14 protein-coding genes are annotated in these 15,961 nt (G+C 72.3%); 6 read left to right on the plus strand and 8 right to left on the minus strand.

The genetic code is table 11. From position 1 onward, the window contains the following. Positions 1-31 precede the first annotated feature (31 nt). Positions 32-523 (minus strand): hypothetical protein, encoded by a 492-nt coding sequence (locus tag C3489_RS20450; RefSeq protein WP_103783379.1) that lies wholly within the window; start codon positions 521-523, stop codon positions 32-34. Next, positions 520-2,904 carry a molybdopterin oxidoreductase family protein gene (locus tag C3489_RS20455; RefSeq protein WP_103783381.1) on the minus strand — a complete coding sequence of 795 codons (2,385 nt, stop codon included), beginning with the start codon at positions 2,902-2,904 and terminating at the stop codon, positions 520-522. The genes C3489_RS20450 and C3489_RS20455 overlap by 4 nt, the downstream gene beginning before the upstream one ends. Positions 2,905-3,096: 192 nt before the next feature. Between C3489_RS20455 and C3489_RS20460 the strand changes: the two genes are divergently transcribed. Both C3489_RS20460 and C3489_RS20465 read left to right on the plus strand, forming a co-directional pair. Then, positions 3,097-3,501 carry an SDR family NAD(P)-dependent oxidoreductase gene (locus C3489_RS20460; protein ID WP_181139763.1) on the plus strand — a complete coding sequence of 135 codons (405 nt, stop codon included), beginning with the start codon at positions 3,097-3,099 and terminating at the stop codon, positions 3,499-3,501. A gap of 176 nt (positions 3,502-3,677) precedes the next feature. Continuing rightward, entirely contained in the window at positions 3,678-4,805 is a 1,128-nt protein-coding gene (locus C3489_RS20465; protein WP_103783384.1) for a SchA/CurD-like domain-containing protein, read from the plus strand. A 73-nt stretch (positions 4,806-4,878) separates the two neighbouring features. Here C3489_RS20465 and C3489_RS20470 read toward each other — a convergent pair whose 3' ends face one another. The 4 genes from C3489_RS20470 to C3489_RS20485 all read right to left on the minus strand — a co-directional run bounded on the left by C3489_RS20470 (position 4,879) and on the right by C3489_RS20485 (position 9,797). Next, positions 4,879-5,907 (minus strand): methyltransferase, encoded by a 1,029-nt coding sequence (locus tag C3489_RS20470; RefSeq protein WP_103783385.1) that lies wholly within the window; start codon positions 5,905-5,907, stop codon positions 4,879-4,881. Positions 5,908-5,955: 48 nt separating this feature from the next. Further along, positions 5,956-7,011 (minus strand): nitrous oxide reductase family maturation protein NosD, encoded by a 1,056-nt coding sequence (locus C3489_RS20475; RefSeq protein ID WP_103783387.1) that lies wholly within the window; start codon positions 7,009-7,011, stop codon positions 5,956-5,958. A gap of 255 nt (positions 7,012-7,266) precedes the next feature. Then, a complete protein-coding gene (locus C3489_RS20480; RefSeq protein WP_103783389.1) occupies positions 7,267-8,352 on the minus strand; it encodes a C45 family peptidase in 1,086 nt (361 codons plus the stop codon). After that, on the minus strand, positions 8,349-9,797 hold the full coding sequence (locus tag C3489_RS20485; protein ID WP_103783391.1) for a cytosine permease: 1,449 nt from the start codon (positions 9,795-9,797) through the stop codon (positions 8,349-8,351). Before C3489_RS20485 ends, C3489_RS20480 begins: the two co-directional genes overlap by 4 nt. A 149-nt stretch (positions 9,798-9,946) precedes the next feature. On the opposite strand from C3489_RS20485, the gene C3489_RS20490 reads away from it, so the two are divergent. Then, positions 9,947-10,582 (plus strand): TetR family transcriptional regulator C-terminal domain-containing protein, encoded by a 636-nt coding sequence (locus C3489_RS20490; RefSeq protein ID WP_103783393.1) that lies wholly within the window; start codon positions 9,947-9,949, stop codon positions 10,580-10,582. A 44-nt stretch (positions 10,583-10,626) separates the two neighbouring features. Continuing rightward, the gene (locus C3489_RS20495; RefSeq protein ID WP_103783395.1) at positions 10,627-12,249 is read left to right on the plus strand and encodes an amidohydrolase; all 1,623 of its coding nucleotides are present in this window, start codon (positions 10,627-10,629) and stop codon (positions 12,247-12,249) included. On the opposite strand, the gene C3489_RS20500 is transcribed toward C3489_RS20495, so the two are convergent. Together C3489_RS20500 and C3489_RS20505 are read right to left on the minus strand one after the other, a co-directional pair. Continuing rightward, complete coding sequence (locus C3489_RS20500) at positions 12,246-12,743, minus strand: VOC family protein (RefSeq protein ID WP_103783397.1); 498 nt, start codon at positions 12,741-12,743, stop codon at positions 12,246-12,248. The two genes, C3489_RS20495 and C3489_RS20500, sit on opposite strands and share 4 nt — an antisense overlap. An 89-nt stretch (positions 12,744-12,832) precedes the next feature. Then, positions 12,833-13,513: a TetR/AcrR family transcriptional regulator gene (locus C3489_RS20505; RefSeq protein ID WP_103783399.1), complete on the minus strand. Its 681-nt coding sequence runs from the start codon at positions 13,511-13,513 to the stop codon at positions 12,833-12,835. Positions 13,514-13,612: 99 nt separating this feature from the next. Between C3489_RS20505 and C3489_RS20510 the strand changes: the two genes are divergently transcribed. Together C3489_RS20510 and C3489_RS20515 are read left to right on the plus strand one after the other, a co-directional pair. Further along, a complete protein-coding gene (locus C3489_RS20510) occupies positions 13,613-15,193 on the plus strand; it encodes a methylmalonyl-CoA mutase (RefSeq protein WP_103783401.1) in 1,581 nt (526 codons plus the stop codon). Positions 15,194-15,228: 35 nt separating this feature from the next. Beyond that, positions 15,229-15,961: acyl-CoA carboxylase subunit beta (locus tag C3489_RS20515; RefSeq protein WP_374936761.1), on the plus strand; the 733-nt coding region annotated here is incomplete at its 3' end.

Genomic DNA, 15,961 nt, shown 5'->3' on the forward strand with positions numbered 1-15,961 from the left:
GGGCGTCCGGGAGAACGACGCCGCCGGCCCTCTACACGCTCAGCAGCAGCTGCGGGGACAGCACCTTGATCATCGTGTTGGTCCAGCGCATCTGACGCAGGGTCTGGGGGTGGCAGGAGGAGACCAGTTCCAGCAGGCGCTCGTCGCGGGAGGCCTGTGCGGCCTGGGCGAGCATCTCCCAGTGGACGGAGTTGCGGGCGGCGGCCAGGTGCAGGTCGCGCAGGTCGTGCAGGAGCAGCAGCCCGGTCTCGGGGCGCCGGCCGAGCGCCTCGGCGGCCTTCTCGCGCAGCATGGCGAGGGCGCCGGGCGTGGGGTGGTCGTGGGGGCCGGGCAGGTCGAGGCCGTAGTGGTGGCCGACGGCGGCCAGGCGGGCGCTGTGCTCGCGCGACCAGCGGGCGCAGTCGATGGCCACGTGGTGGAACTCGTGGTCGGTGCGGTGGCGTTCGGCGGCGGCCAGCAGGGCCTCCTCCAGGTCGCGCTCCCCGTTGTGCAGGGTGCGCAGCGTCGTGGTGATGCCGGTCATGTCCTGCTCCCTGCCTCGGTGCGGGCGCGTGTGGCGGTGTCGCGGCGGGCGACGAGGGTGACGCGGGCCGCGGCGGTCTTGAACAGCGGCTGCTTGGAGACGGGGTCCCAGTCGGTGATCGTCGTCTCGTTGGCGGCGCGGCCGGGGCCGTCGTCGGGCGGGCGGTGGCCCTGCGGGGTGTCCCAGTAGCCGTAGTGGAAGGGCACGAAGACGGTGCCGTCGCGCATGGCGGTGGTGCGCAGCCGGGCCCGGATCGCGCCGCGCGGGGTGGTGACCTGGACCAGGTCGCCGTCGGCCAGGCCCTGCCGGGAGGCCTCCTCGGGGGACATCTCGGCCCACACGTCGGGGGCGGCGGCGTTCAGCTCCGGGGCGCGGCCGGTCTTGGTGCGGGTGTGGAAGTGGTACACCGTGCGGCCGGTGATCAGCAGCAGCGGGTGCTCCGGTGAGGTGCCCTCGTGCGGCGGGACGTACTCGGCGGCCCTGAGGACCGCCTTGCCGTCCGGGTTGAGGGAGCGGTACTCGACGGGTTCCACGGTGGCGCCGGTGACCAGGTCCTTGCCGTAGCTCTCACAGGCGTCGGGGTGGGCGAAGGGGAAGCCGTCGGTATAGAGGCGGGCGGTGCCCTCGGGGCTGTCCGGGGTGCACGGCCACTGGATGCCGCCGTCGCGCAGCTTGTCGTAGCTCAGGCCGGTGTAGTCGCACAGCCGGCCCGCGCTGCAGCGCTGCCAGGCCTCGAAGGCCGACTCGGGGTCGTGCCAGGTGATCAGCGGGCCGCCGTCCTTGTCGCGGAAATCCATCCGGCGGGCGTACTCCAGGAAGATGTCGAGGTCGGGGCGGGCCTCGCCGGGCGGTTCGACGGCCTTTTCCGCGAGGTGCACGGTGCGGTCGGCGTTGGTGAGGGTGCCGGTCTTCTCGCCCCAGGTGGCCGCGGGCAGGACGACGTCGGCGAGCTGGGCGGTCTCGGTGAGGAACAGGTCCTGCACGACGACGAACAGCCGCTCCTGGGCGAGGATCGAGCGGATGCGGGACAGCTCGGGCAGGGAGACGGCGGGGTTGGTGCCGGAGATCCACAGCATGCGGAGGGAGCCCTGTTCGGCGTAGCGGAACATCTGCATGGCGTGCGTGGGCGGGCCGTGGTGCGGGATCTTCTCGGGGGTGACGTTCCAGATGCGCGCCAGTTCCTCGACGTGCTCGTCGTTCTGCCAGTTGCGGAAGCCCGGCAGGTCGCCGTCGGCACCGCACTCGCGGGTGTTCTCGGCGCTGGGCTGGCCGTTCATCTGCAGCAGGCCGCAGCCCGGCCGGCCGAGCATGCCGCGGATCAGGTGGAGGTTGTTCACCTGGACGGCGGCCGCGGTGGCCTGGTGGGACTGGTAGACGCCCTGCAGGACGGTGGAGGTCAGCCGCTCGGCGCCGCCGAGGATCTCGGCCGCGCCCTGGATGGCGGCGGCCGGGACGTCGCAGATGCCGGCGGCCCAGCGCGGGGTGCACGGCTCCACCATGGCGGCCAGTTCCTCGAAGCCGACGGTGTTGCGCTCGATGTAGTCGCGGTCGACGCGGCCGGTGCGGATGATCTCGTGCAACAGGGCGTTGAGCAGGGCCACGTTGGTGCCGGGGCGCGGGGCGAGGTGGACCTCGGCCCGGCGGGCCACCGCCGTGTGCCGGGGGTCGACGCAGACCAGGCGGGGCGGCGTCGGTCCCTCCAGCCGGTCCAGGACGCGCGCCCACAGCACGGTCTGCGTCTCGGCCATGTTGTGCCCGAACAGGGCGATGGTGTCGGCGTGGTCGAAGTCCTCGTACGACCCGGGCTGCCCGTCGCAGCCGAAGGTCTCCTTGAGCGCCTCGGCGGCGGTGGCGGTGCACAGCCGGGTGTTGCCGTCGAGGTGGTTGGTGCCGATGCCGGCCTTGGCCAGCACGGCGAGGGTGTAGTACTCCTCCAGGAACAGCTGGCCGGTGGTGTAGAAGCCGATCGAGCCGGGGCCTTTGGTGTCGAGGAGTTCCCGGCTGCGGGTGGCGAGGCGGTCCATGGCGGTGTCCCAGTCGCACTCGACGAGCCGCCCGTCCCGGCGCACCAGGGGCCGGGTGAGCCGGTCGGCCGAGTGGTTGGCCTGCCAGCCGTACAGGTCCTTGGGGCCGAGGCGGCCCCGGTTGACCCGGTCGCCGGGCCGGCCCCGCACGCCGGCGATCCGGCCCTGGGCCACGGCGATGTCCATGGCGTCGCCGTTGGAGTGCAGCACGGACGCGGCGGGCACCCAGCGCTCGATGTCGTCCTCGGTGACGCCGTCGGCCAGGCGCTGGTCGACGCGTTCCGGCCAGGGGGTGCCGGGCGCGTAGGGGGTCCGGGCTCCCCAGGGGTCCTGGATGCGGTCGTTCGGTCGGGACACGGTGTACCTCCGCCGGGCGGGTGGGACGGGCGGCGAGTACCCTCACTCCCCCTCGCCATCACTTCCGTATAGCAGAATTTAGATTTCGCATCACGGCATACTAGGGTCGCCGCATCGACCAGCCACAGGGGAACTGCCCAGCGCCGTCTATATCCAGGGCGACGTGGCCGACCCGGCGGACGCCCGCGGATCGTGCGGAGCGCCGCCGACGCCTGCGGGCGGCTGGACATCCTCGTCAACAACGCGGGCACCACCCGCTTCATCCCGTCGGCGGAACTCTCGGCCACCCGCGCGCTGGGCAGCTCCGTCCCCTGCGCGGTGAGCAAGGCGGCGCTGAACCATCTCACCCGGCTGCTCGCCGCCCAGCTCGGCCCCCGCATCCGGGTCAACGCCGTCGCGCCGGGCCTCATCGGCACGCCCTGGTACGACGAGGCCGAGCGGTTCTGGGAGGACTCCCGCGACTGGATCACCGCGAACACGCCGCTGCGCCGCGTCGGCGGCCCCGAGGACGTCGCCGAGGCCGTGCTGGACCTGACCCGGGCCGCGTACACGACCGGTGACGTCCTCACCGTGGACGGCGGCCGGCACATCGTCTGAACCGCCGCCGCCACCGCCCGGAACTCACCCGCGTGGTCCGCACGAGTCGCGGCGGTGCGGGGAGCGGCCCAGGATCGGACGCAGGCCGGCTGTGCCGGCGTCAGCGCTGTCCGTTCCTCCCCGTTCCCCGTTCCCCTCCTCGTGTTCCGCTGTCCCGTGAAGGAGACGTGCGCCAGATGACCACCACCTCAGAACGACCGCCGGCGCGGCAGGTGTCGCAGCGGGTCTCCCAGTCCGTGTTCGACGGCTCCAGGCTGCGGGTCGTCCTGCTGGTGGACGTCAACGACGGCGCCCAGCAGCAGTTCCTGGAGGCCTACGAGCAGCTGTGCCACCATGTCGCGTCCGTCCCCGGACACGTCAGCGACCAGCTGTGCCAGTCGATCGAGAACCCTTCCCAGTGGCTCATCACGAGCGAGTGGGAGAGCGCCCCGCCGTTCCTCGCCTGGGTCAACAGCGAGGAGCACGTGCGGATGGTGCGGCCGCTGCACGGCTGCGTCCGTGACACCCGCTCGCTGCGCTTCCACGTGGTGCGCGAGACCAGCGGGGAGGCGCCGGGCACCGCCGGGCAGCTCCAGGCCTCCCCCCGGATCGGCGACGGCATCATCCGGCACGCGCTGACCTTCACGGTCAAGCCGGGCAGCGAGCAGGCCGTGGCGAAGATCCTCGCCGACTACGCCTCGCCCGAGCCGCACGTCGACGACACCACCCGGCTGTGCCGCACCTCCCTGTTCATGCACGGCAACCGGGTCGTACGGGCCATCGAGGTGCGCGGCGACCTGCTCGCGGCCCTGCGCCACGTGGCACGCCAGCCGCAGGTGCGGGCTGTCGAGGAGGCCATCAACCCGCATCTGGAGCAGGACCGGGACCTGGACGACCCGGACTCCGCCCGGGTGTTCTTCACGCGCGCCGCGCTGCCGGCCGTCCACCATGTGACGACGGACCAGGGGCAGGGCGCCGAAGGAGAACGGCACGCGCTGTACTACCCGGCCCGGCCCGGTGAGGGCATGCGCCTGGCCCAGCTGCTCGCGCAGCGCGACGAGGCGGCGGCGGAGGACCCGCGCAACCCGGTCCTGCGCAGCACGATCTTCCAGCGCGACGAGATCGTCGTACGGCTGCTCGACGTGCGTGGCGGTCTGGAGGCCGACGCCGGGCGGGTGCTGGGTCTGACGGACGCGCGGCAGGTGGCCGATCTGACCACGCTGCTGGACGGCGAGGGCGCCGTGTCCGACGGCGTGGACCTGCGGAAGGTCGTGGCGCTGGCCCGGATGGAGCCGATCACGGACCGCTGCTCCCCCGAGGAGTGACGCGACCCGACGCACACGACGGAGGCGGGACCCGAGCGGTCCCGCCTCCGTCGTGCCTTGGGTGGCCCGCCGGTCAGCGGGGCACGGTGCAGTCGAACGCGTGCAGATAGGGGTTGACCGGGCTGATGTCGTCGATGACGAGCCCGGCTGCCGTCAGCCGGCTCACCATGCTGTCGGTGGTGTGCTTGGCGCCGCCGACGTTCATCAGCAGGAGCAGGTCCATGGCCGTGCTGAACCGCATCGACGGGGTGTCGTCGACGAGGTTCTCGATCACGACGACCCGGGTGCCCGGACCGCCCGCCTCGACGACGTTGCGCAGGCACCGGGCGGTGCTCTCGTCGTCCCACTCCAGGATGTTCTTGATGATGTAGACGTCCGCCTTCACCGGGATCGCCACCCGGCAGTCGCCGGGGACGATGCTCACCCGGTCGGCGAGGGAGCCGCCCGGGCGCAGGCGCGGGTCGGCGTTCTCCACCACGCCGGGCAGGTCGAGCAGGGTGCCCCGCATCTCCGGGTACTTCTCCAGGAAGCCGGCGACCACATGCCCCTGGCCGCCGCCGATGTCGGCCACCGACGAGCTCCCCGAAAGATCGAGCAGCTCGGTGACGTCCCGCGCCGACTGACGGCTGGAGGTCGTCATGGCCTGGTTGAAGACGGCCGCCGACTCGGGGGCGTCCTCGTGGAGATAGGTGAAGAACTCCTTGCCGTAGAGGTCCTCGACGACGTTGCGGCCGGTGCGTACGGCCTCGTCGAGGCGGGGCCAGGCGTCCCAGGTCCACGGCTCGGTGCACCACAGGGTGATGGCGCGCAGGCTGTGCGGGTCGTCCTCGCGCAGCAGCCGGGACATATCGGTGTGCGCGAACGTGCCGTCCGCCTGCTCGGCGAAGACGCCGTAGCAGGTCAGGGCGCGCAGCAGCCGCCGCAGCGGCTTGGGTTCGGTCTTCACGGCGGCCGCGAGGTCCTCCACGGCCATGGGGGATTCACCGAGGGCGTCGGCGACGCCCAGCCGGGCGGCCGCGCGGAGGGCGGCGGCGCACGCCGCCCCGAACACGAGCTCCCTGAGCCGCATGGGCGGCGGTGGGGCGGTCTGTGCGGTCGTCATGCGCCGCCTTCCTTCCTGTCCGGGTTCACCGGACGTCGGGTCCGGGGGTCAGCACAGGCCGGCGGGCCGGGAGGCCGCGCAGGCGTTGCCGGTGAAGGTGTTGGTCTTGGCGGTCTCGCCGTTGACCAGGTCGGCCGGGGAGTTGGCGGACAGCCTGTTGTCCCGGATCGTGTTCCGCTCGCTGGTGGCGCCGACCATGCTCTTGTACAGCACGATGCCGCCGGACAGCGGCGAGGTGCCGGCGTTGCCGGTGATCTCGTTGCCGGTCACGAGGACCTTCTCGGCGCCGGTCAGCACGATGCCGGAGCCCTGCAGGGCGGGCAGCCGCTCGGTCTTGGGGCAGGACTTGTTGTTCTGCGTGATGCGGTTGTCCGCGACGGTGAGGTCGCCGGCCTTGGGCTTGTTCTCGTCGCCGACGACGAAGACGCCCGCGCAGTTGCCGGTGACGCCGTTGTGGGCGACGGTCAGGTTGCGCAGCCGGCGCACGGTGACGCCGATCCGGTTGTCCTGCAGCCGGTTGTACTCGACGACCGTGCCCTGGGTGTTCGTCGCGCCCGCTTCGGCCTTGATGGCGTTGGCGAGGAACAGGCCGGCGTCCCCGTTGCCCCGGGCGGTGTTGTGCACGAACACGCCGCGCACGGAGCGTTCCTGGGCGATGCCCCACACCCCGTTCTTCACGGCGCTCACCCGGCGCACCGTCAGGCCGTCGGTGGCCAGGGCGAACACGCCGGAGTTGGGGAAGCCGGTGACGGTGAGGGAGGCGATGGTGACGCCCTTGAGGGTGTGGCCCTTGGTGCCGACCACGCAGACGCCGTTGCCGTTCTGGGCGCAGGCGTTCGCCTTCTTGTCGGTGCCCGGCTTGATCACCGTGTCCCGGCCCTTGCCGCGCAGGGTCAGGTTGGGGGTCGTCACCTTCACGCTCTCGTGGTAGGTGCCGGGGGCGACGAGCACGGTATCGCCGGGACGTGCGGCGTCCACGGCCTTCTGGATCGACTGCCCGGGATGCACGACGAGCGTGTGCGGCTGCACGGGCGGCGCCGCCCCGATGCCCGCACCGGCCAGCACGGCGGTGCATGCCAGGTAGGAGAAGTGGCGTTTCATCATATATGGCACGGTATGACCGACTGGCCCACACTCCCCCGGTTTCGCCCGTCCGGGGGCGTGTCCCGAGCAACCCCGGGCCGCTGGGGCGAACCACCGGCTCGGGCGAGGTGCGCCGCCCGGTTGCCTCGCCCTCGGGGTGCACACCACCCCGCGAGCGTCGGATCGGCTTCGCCCGGTGGCCCTTCCCTGCCCACCGGCCCACGGGATGCGCGGCCTGCCACGCCCCCCCCCCCGCCGACAGGGGCGGCAGTTGGGTCAGCGCACCGGCGCCCTGGTCGTCGTCCACGTGGTCGGGCCTGCCGTGCACGGGCTGCCCTTGTGGACCGTCAGGTGCCGCTCGGTGGCGTCGAGCGCGACCGTGGCCAGCGTCGCCCAGCGGGTGCCCAGGTCACCGCCGTCCGGGGCGTGGCAGCACACCTGGGCGCCGTCCTCGTCTCCGTGTGCGGTGAGCAGGTCCGCCAGTTCGCCGGGACCGGCGGGGGCGCCGCGGCCGAGCACGCGCCGGCTGAGCAGGCGGTGGCGTTCGTACGTCTCCGGCTCCCGTCGGCCGCGCAGTTCCCCGGCGGCGAGGCCGGGGGCGAGGAAGTGGTTGGTGCGCACCAGCCATCCCTCGGCGCCGGGCTCGACGACCGCGCTTCCGGCCGCGCTCAGCTCGACCGACGCCGCCCGGTCCGCGGTCACCACGGTGAGGACCGTGGACGCGGACACGGGGGCGTCGGCGAGCAGGGCGAGCGCCTGCTCGAAGGAGCCCGCCTCGCCCAGCACCTGACGGGCGACCAGGTGGACGGGCACCCCGCCGGCCCCGTCGTCGCGGTGGCCGAGGATGTTGAACAGCACGCCGACCCCGGCGTCATTCACGCCGATCTTGGCGAGGATGCCGTGCTCGGTGATGCCGGCGAAGCTCCGCGCGCCTCCGGTGACGGTCTGGATGTGCCAGGCGTCGGCCAGCTCCTCGTGCCAGTCCCAGCACTGGCCGCCGGCCGTGGGGGCACCGACGCGCACGACGGTGGAGCACTCGCCGGTGCGCGGGGCGCCGGCCTCGGCCAGGATCTCGGTGCGCGCGTTGAGCGCGGCGACGGTCCACAGCGGCACCCCGGCGCCCTCGGCGACGCCTTCCATCTCCTCGACGAGTGCGGGCGCCCAGGCCCGGGTCGCCGCGACCGAGCGTTCGGCGAGCTCGGGGACGTCGATCGTCCGCCGGTGCTGGGCGGCGAGGGTGGTGAACAGCCGGTCGTATACGGCCCAGGAGCGGGCGATCCCGGCGCGGGCTTGGCGTCCGCGGTCGTATCCGCGCCGCTTGGGGGTGTCCCCGCCGATGTTCAGGATGCCGGGGCGGTTCACGCCGCCTCCCGGACCGCGCGCACGCCGGCGCTGCGGCGCATGGTGAGCCCGTACACGGCCGCGGCGACGACCATCCCGGCCGGCAGGGACAGGTCGATCCCGCCGAGCGCGCCGGCCACGGGGCCGGTGTAGAGGGTGTTGACGCACACCGCCCCGGCGGTGATGCCGGCGGCGAGCGCGCCCGCGCCGGCCCAGTTGACGCCGCCCGTGTACCAGAAGGGGCTGCGGGGGGTCTCGTCCATGAGCGCGAGTCCGTCGTAGCGGTTGCGGCGCAGGACGATGTCGGTGGCGTAGACGGCCATGCTGGGGCCGAGCAGGATCACGGTCAGCTGGAGCACCTGACTGACGGTGTCGAGGAAGTCGGATACCAGCAGCGCGTACAGCGTGAGGGCGACGGCGGCGGTGCCGTCGAACAGCACGCTGATGGTGCGTCGGATGCGCAGGCCGACCGCCTGCAGGGCGAGGCCGGCGCTGTAGCCGGTCAGGGCGTTGATGGCGATGGTGCCGAGGACCAGGGCGAGCAGGAAGACCGGCGTGAACCAGCCCGGCAGCACCTGCTCCAGACCGGTCTGCGGGTCGGTCATGTCGACGGCGGTCGCGGCGAACGCGCCGAGGGAGCAGACCGCGACGCTGGGCACGAAGCCGCCGAGCGCGGTCCAGCCGGCGACGGCCCGCGGCGAGGTGGCGCGGGGCAGGTAGCGGGAGAAGTCGGCGCTGGTGGTGTACGACAGCGGGCCCGCGGCGATGATCGTGACACCGCCGATGAGGGTGGCCCACAGGGCGGTGCCGCTCAGGGGCTGCTGCGGCGTGTAGGAGAAGTCGGTGTGCCGGACGACGCCGACGGCCACCACGGCGAAGACGGCGGTGAGCGCCAGGGTGATCGGCAGGTACACCCTCAGGATGAAGGCGTGGCCGTAGATGCTGATGGCGAGCGTGAGCGCGGCGATGACGACCACGGTCACGATCTTGACGGGGGTGTTCGCGGTGATCCCGGCCTTCTCGATGAGCGCGAAGGCGGCCACGGCGGCGGAGGACAGGTTCAGGGCGAAGTAGCAGACCGAGATCATCCACCCGGTGACCGCGTTGTTGACGCGGTTGCCGAGGACGCCGAAGAGGGCGCGGGTGATGACCTCGCTGGGGGCGCCGGCGGCCGGCCCGGAGACCGCCAGCAACCCCGTGAGCAGCCAGAACAAATTCCCGATCACGATCACGGCGAGGGCCTGCCACAGCGTCAGGCCCATGAGCACCAGGGCGCCGCCGACCAGCAGGCTCAGATAGTTGACGTTGGCCGCGGCCCACACGGAGAACAGCCGGCGCGGGCGGCCGTGGCGTTCGCTGTCGGGGATGTGGTCGACGCCGTGTGCCTCGACGCGAGCGGTAGGCGGTGCCGGATCGCCGTGGCGGTCGCCCGTGTCCGTGGCGGGTTCCGGAGTAGTTGGGGCCATCAGGTCACTCCACGTGCTGGTTGCGGGTGCCCGCCGGGCGGGCCGGGAAACGGCTCGCTCGCGGGTGCGGGGGCCGCTCGGAAAGGGGCGGGGGCCTGCTCGGAGCCACCCGCTTGCTTATTGGTCGCACACTCAATAGCATCCGGGATATGCCGTCAAGCGTTCAGCGCAAACGAGTTCGCAAGGACCCCGCCGCCCGGCGCGCGGAGATCGTCGCTGCGGCCGCCGAGGTCGCCCTGGCCGAGGGCCTGGAGATCGTCACCCTGCGCCGGATCGCCGAGGATCTCGACGTCCGGCCGGGGCTGATCAGCCACTACTTCCCCGCCGTCGAGGACCTGGTCGCGGAGGCGTTCGCCAGCGCCGCGACCGGCGAGCTGGACGCGCTGCTGCCCGACGGGCCGCAGGAGGGCGCGGAGGGCGGCACCCCCACCGAGCGGCTGCGAGGCTTCTTCTCCCGGACCACCGGCGAGGCCTACGACGCGATCAGCCGCCTGTGGATCAACGCCCGGCACCTCAGCCGCTACCGCCCGGTGCTGCGCGAACGGGTCGCGGTGCAGGAGGCCGCCTGGCGCGAACGGCTGGCCGGGCTCATCCAGGAGGGCGTGCGGGCGGCGGAATTCCGCACGGACGACCCGCTGGTGACGGCCATTCAGATCCTGATCGTGCTGGACGGCATGGGCGTCCACGCCAACACCGACACACCCGACCGGCCCGCCGCGATCCAGCGCCTGCCCGCCGCCACCGCCGAACGCGAACTCGGCCTGCCCCCCGGCACGTTGAGCTGACCCCGGTCCCCTCTCAGTCCCACCCGCCCCTGTCTGGAGCCGCTGTGCGCACGTCCCTCGTCCTGCTCTCCGGTCGTCTGCTCGACCCGGTCACCGGCACCTTCCTGCCGCAGACCGCGCTCGCGGCGGCCGACGGGCGCATCACCGCCCTGGGTGACGACCGGGAGATCCGCGCGCTCGCGGACCCCGCCACCACGGTGATCGACCTCAAGGGCGCCGTGGTCACGCCCGGCCTCACCGACGGCCATCTGCACCCGGTCTCCGGCGCCGAACTCACCCATGGCCTGGACCTGTCCGGCTGCACCGATTTGACCGAGGTGCGCGCGGCCCTGGCCCGCGAGGTGGCCACCCTCACGCCCGGGGCGTGGCTGCACGCCTGGGGGCTCGACCCCAACGTCTTCGGCGACCGCCCCGTCGAGTCCGCCGCCCTCGACCCGGTGCTCGACGGCGTGCCCGCCCTGCTGCTGCTCTTCGACGCCCACTCCGCGCTGGCCAGCCGGCGCGCGCTGGAGCTCGCGGGCGTCGACGGGCCGCGCACCTTCGACCAGGCCTCCGAGGTCGTCTGCGACGAGCAGGGTCATCCCACCGGCCTGCTGCTGGAGGACGCGGCCTGCGAACTCGTGGAGCGCGCCGCGCCGCGGCCCACCCGCGAGGAGCGCCGCGCCCGCCTCGCGGACGCCCTGCGCGCGATGGCCGCGACCGGCCTGACCGGCGGCCACGCGATGGACGCCAACGGCGACAGCCTGGACCTGTACCGGGAGCTCGACGCGTCCGGCGAACTGCCGCTGCGGCTGCGGGTGGCGCCCTGGTGCCAGCCCGGCACGGACGAGGACGGGGTGCGCGCGCTGATCGCGCAGCAGGGCACCGGGGGCCGGCTGTGGCGGGTCGACGGCGTCAAGATCTTCATGGACGGCACCATCGACAACGGCACGGCCTGGCTGGAGCAGCCCGACTGCCACGGCGAGTCCACGCACGCCTTCTGGCCGGATCCCGCCGTTTACACCCGTGTCGTGGGCGAGCTGCACCGCGCCGGGGTGCCCGTCGCCACCCACGCCATCGGCGACGCGGCCGTACGGCACGTTCTGGACGCCGTCGACAAGGCGCGCACCGCCGGCGGTACCGCGGTACGCCACCGGATCGAGCACATCGAGACGGTCCCGGACGACACCGTGCGCCGCTTCGCCGAACTGGGTGTCATCGCCTCCATGCAGCCCACCCACTGCTGCGACTTCACGCGCGCCGACCACACCGACAACTGGTCCCGCCGGCTCGGCGAGGAGCGTGCCGCCCGCGCCTGGCGCTGCCGCGACCTGTGGGACGCCGGCGCCCGGGTCGTCCTCGGCTCGGACTGGCCCATCGCCCCCTATCCCCCGCTGACCGTGATGGCCGGCGCCCGCCACCGCCGCCCCACCCGCGACCTCACCCAGCCGCCGCACGCCCCGGAGCAGGCGCTGACCGCCCTGGAGGCACTCCAGGCGATGACGGTCAACGCCGCCTACGCGGCCGGCGAGGAGGACCGGGCCGGCCGGATCGCCGTGGGCCACCGCGCCGACCTGACCGTCTTCACCGACAGCCCGCTCACCACGGCCGCCACGGACCTTCCGGAGCTGCCGGTGGTACTGACGGTGCTGGACGGCCGCCCGACGCACCGCAGCGCGCAGATCTAACCGAGCCCGGCCGCGCGGCCCGGGAAGAAGTCGGCGCTCTGGACGTATTCCATCGCCGCGGTGAACTCCGGGTCGCCGAGCCGGCGTTCCATCTCCTGCGGGCTCAGCTCCTCCACGCGGGTCTGGATCCAGTACAGGTTGCCCAGCGGATCACGCACCCGCCCGACCCGCTCCCCGAAGAACAGGTGGGTGACCTCGGTGACCGAGGTGGCGCCGGCCGCGACGGCCTGCCGGTGCACCGCGTCGGCGTCCTCGACGTAGAGGCGGAGGAAGCCGGGGGTCGGCGGCCACTCCGGCCGTGCGTCGAACATCATCACCACCGAGTCACCGATCCGCACCTCCGCGTGCTCGATGCTCCCGTCCTTGCCGGCGAGGCAGGCGAGTTCCTCCGCGTCGAACGCCCTCTTCAGGAAGTCGATCAGCCGCATCGTGTCGCGGGAGATGATCCACGGCGTCACGGTGTGATAGCCCTCGGGAACCGGTTTGACGGACATCTGGCTGCCTCCCGTTGCGACTCGTTCCATCGGGGTGGTGACGCTAGCCGCCTTCTAGGTCGGTTCCTGTCCTACAAGCGCCGTCCAGGTCAGCTCACGGGTCCGCCGTCCACGAGGCGGCGCAGGGCGGGCAGCAGCGCGTCGAGGTCCTGACCGCTGCGGAAGGCGACCACGGTCGTACCGCTCTGCCCCTCGTGCGCGGACGGCGCCGGGAACAGGGCGAGCACCTCGCGCATCGCCTCGTCGATCTCGGCGACGGGGTCGGCGGACTCGCCGCGCAGCCAGCGGCGCAGCACATGGTTGTGGGCCGCGACCACGGACGCGGCCATGAGCTCGGCCCGCAGCGACGCGGCCGTCGTGGGATCGCCCATCCAGTCGGCGATGAACTCGCGGAACAGCCGCTGGTAGCGCGCCACGCTGGCGATCTCACGGTCGCGCAGCGCGGAGACCTTGCTGGTCAGGGCGTAGCGCCGGCGCGCGAGGTCGCCCTCCTCGATGTAGTGCAGCAGCACCAGCCGGACCGCGTCCGAGACGGCGACCAGGGCCGTGCTGTGGCTGGAGGTGGCCAGCCGGTCCCGGATCAGGTCGAGCAGCCGGTCGTGGTCGGGGAAGATCACGGCTTCCTTGGACCGGTAGTGCCGGAAGAAGGTCGTACGTCCCACCCCGGCCCGTTCGGCGATGTCGTCGACGGTGGTCTGCTCGTATCCGCGCTCGTCGAAGAGGGCGAAGGCGGCGTCCGCGAGTCGGATCCGCGCGGCTGGCTTGCTCATGGCCCCCATCCTCTCCCGACCCAGCCCCCGGACAGCTCTTGCCCCCGGCAACGGTACTGAGTACCGTTAATTGTAGATCCAGTACCAAGGGAGGTCCGTGTGGTGGCACAGAGCGAGTCCGGGCTGCCGATCCAGCCGCTGTACGACGGCGGAGCGCTCACCGGCTTCGACGCGGACGCCAAGCTGGGGGCGCCGGGCCGGTTCCCGTTCACCCGGGGCGTGTATCCGACGATGTACACGGGCCGCCCGTGGACCATGCGCCAGTACGCCGGGTTCGGCACGGCGAAGGAGTCCAACGAGCGCTACCACGAGCTGGTGGCCGCCGGCACCGGCGGTCTGAGCGTCGCCTTCGACCTGCCGACGCAGATGGGCTACGACTCCGACGAGGCGATCGCCCGCGGCGAGGTCGGCAAGGTCGGCGTGGCCATCGACTCGATCGACGACATGCGCACCCTGTTCCAGGGCCTGCCGCTGGGCAAGGTGTCGACGTCGATGACGATCAACGCCCCGGCCTCCACGCTGCTCCTGCTGTACCAGCTCGTCGCGGCCGAACAGGGCGTGCCCGGCGACCAGCTGACCGGCACGATCCAGAACGACGTGCTCAAGGAGTACATCGCCCGCGGCACCTACATCTTCCCGCCCAAGCAGTCCCTGCGGCTGATCAGCGACATCTTCGCCTACTGCCACAAGGAACTGCCGCGCTGGAACACCATCTCCATCTCCGGCTACCACATGGCCGAGGCCGGCGCGACGCCCGTGCAAGAGATCGCCTTCACCCTGGCCAACGCCAAGGAGTACGTGCGCGCCGCGATCGCCGCCGGCCTGGACGTCGACGACTTCGCACCGCGCCTGTCGTTCTTCTTCGTCGCCCGGACCACGCTGCTGGAGGAGATCGCGAAGTTCCGCGCCGCCCGCCGCATCTGGGCGCGGATCATGCGTGACGAGTTCGGCGCGAAGAACCCCAAGTCGCAGATGCTGCGCTTCCACACCCAGACCGCCGGTGTGCAGCTCACCGCCCAGCAGCCCGAGGTCAACCTCGTCCGGGTCGCGCTGCAGGGCCTCGGCGCGGTCCTCGGCGGCACCCAGTCCCTGCACACCAACTCCTACGACGAGGCCATCGCCCTGCCCACGCAGAAGGCGGCCCGCCTCGCCCTGCGCACCCAGCAGGTCATCGCCTACGAGACCGATGTGACCAAGACGGTGGACCCGTTCGCCGGGTCGTACGTCATGGAGTCGATGACGGACGACATCGAGGCGGCCGCCATGGAGCTGATCCAGGCCGTGGAGGACCGCGGAGGCGCCGTCGCCGCGATCGAGCAGGGCTTCCAGAAGTCCGAGATCGAGAAGTCCGCGTACCGCATCGCCCTGGAGATCGACCACCAGGAGCGCACGGTCGTCGGGGTCAACAAGTACGTGCTGGACGAGGAGGAGCCCTACGAGCCGCTCCGCGTCGACCCGCAGATCGAGATCGACCAGTGCGAGCGCCTCGCGGTGCTGCGCGAGGAGCGCGACAAGGACGCCGTCGAGCGCGCCCTCGACGAGGTGCGGGCCGCCGCCCGGGGCACGGACAACGTGCTGCCCCCGATGCGCAAGGCGCTGCGGCAGCGCGCCACCGTGGGCGAGGTGTCCCACGCCCTGCGCGACGTCTGGGGCGTGCACGTCCCGCACGACACCTTCTGATCAGCGAAGTCCCGGTGGAGCGAGAGAGAGTCCTGGTGGAGCGAGAAGTGAACGACATCGACATTCACACGACCGCGGGCAAGCTCGCGGATCTCAAGCGCCGCATCGAGGAGGCGACGCACGCCGGCTCCGCACGCGCCGTGGAAAAGCAGCACGCCAAGGGCAAACTGACGGCCCGTGAGCGCATCGAGCTGCTGCTGGACGAGGGCTCCTTCGTGGAACTGGACGAGTTCGCCCGGCACCGCTCCACGAACTTCGGCCTGGACGCCAACCGCCCCTACGGCGACGGCGTCGTCACCGGCTACGGCACCGTCGACGGCCGCCCCGTCGCCGTCTTCTCCCAGGACTTCACCGTCTTCGGCGGCGCCCTCGGCGAGGTCTACGGCCAGAAGATCTGCAAGGTCATGGACTTCGCCCTGAAGACCGGCTGCCCGGTCATCGGCATCAACGACTCCGGCGGCGCCCGCATCCAGGAAGGCGTCGCCTCGCTCGGCGCCTACGGCGAGATCTTCCGCCGCAACACCCACGCCTCCGGCGTCATCCCGCAGATCTCCCTGGTGGTCGGGCCCTGCGCGGGCGGCGCGGTCTACTCCCCCGCCATCACCGACTTCACCGTCATGGTCGACCAGACCAGCCACATGTTCATCACCGGCCCCGACGTCATCAAGACCGTCACCGGCGAAGACGTCGGCTTCGAGGAACTCGGCGGCGCCCGCACCCACAACACCGCCTCCGGCGTCGCCCACCACATGGCCGGCGACGAGAAGG

It is taken from the genome of Streptomyces sp. Ru71 (assembly GCF_002920535.1).
Lineage (GTDB): Bacteria > Actinomycetota > Actinomycetes > Streptomycetales > Streptomycetaceae > Streptomyces.

Coding starts and splice junctions, on each gene's coding strand:
- C3489_RS20450 (WP_103783379.1), bottom strand. CDS start 523: ATGACCGGCATCACCACGACGCTGCGCACCCTGCACAACGGGGAGCGC.
- C3489_RS20465 (WP_103783384.1), top strand. CDS start 3,678: ATGACCACCACCTCAGAACGACCGCCGGCGCGGCAGGTGTCGCAGCGG.
- C3489_RS20470 (WP_103783385.1), bottom strand. CDS start 5,907: ATGACGACCGCACAGACCGCCCCACCGCCGCCCATGCGGCTCAGGGAG.
- C3489_RS20475 (WP_103783387.1), bottom strand. CDS start 7,011: ATGATGAAACGCCACTTCTCCTACCTGGCATGCACCGCCGTGCTGGCC.
- C3489_RS20485 (WP_103783391.1), bottom strand. CDS start 9,797: ATGGCCCCAACTACTCCGGAACCCGCCACGGACACGGGCGACCGCCAC.
- C3489_RS20490 (WP_103783393.1), top strand. CDS start 9,947: ATGCCGTCAAGCGTTCAGCGCAAACGAGTTCGCAAGGACCCCGCCGCC.
- C3489_RS20500 (WP_103783397.1), bottom strand. CDS start 12,743: ATGTCCGTCAAACCGGTTCCCGAGGGCTATCACACCGTGACGCCGTGG.
- C3489_RS20505 (WP_103783399.1), bottom strand. CDS start 13,513: ATGAGCAAGCCAGCCGCGCGGATCCGACTCGCGGACGCCGCCTTCGCC.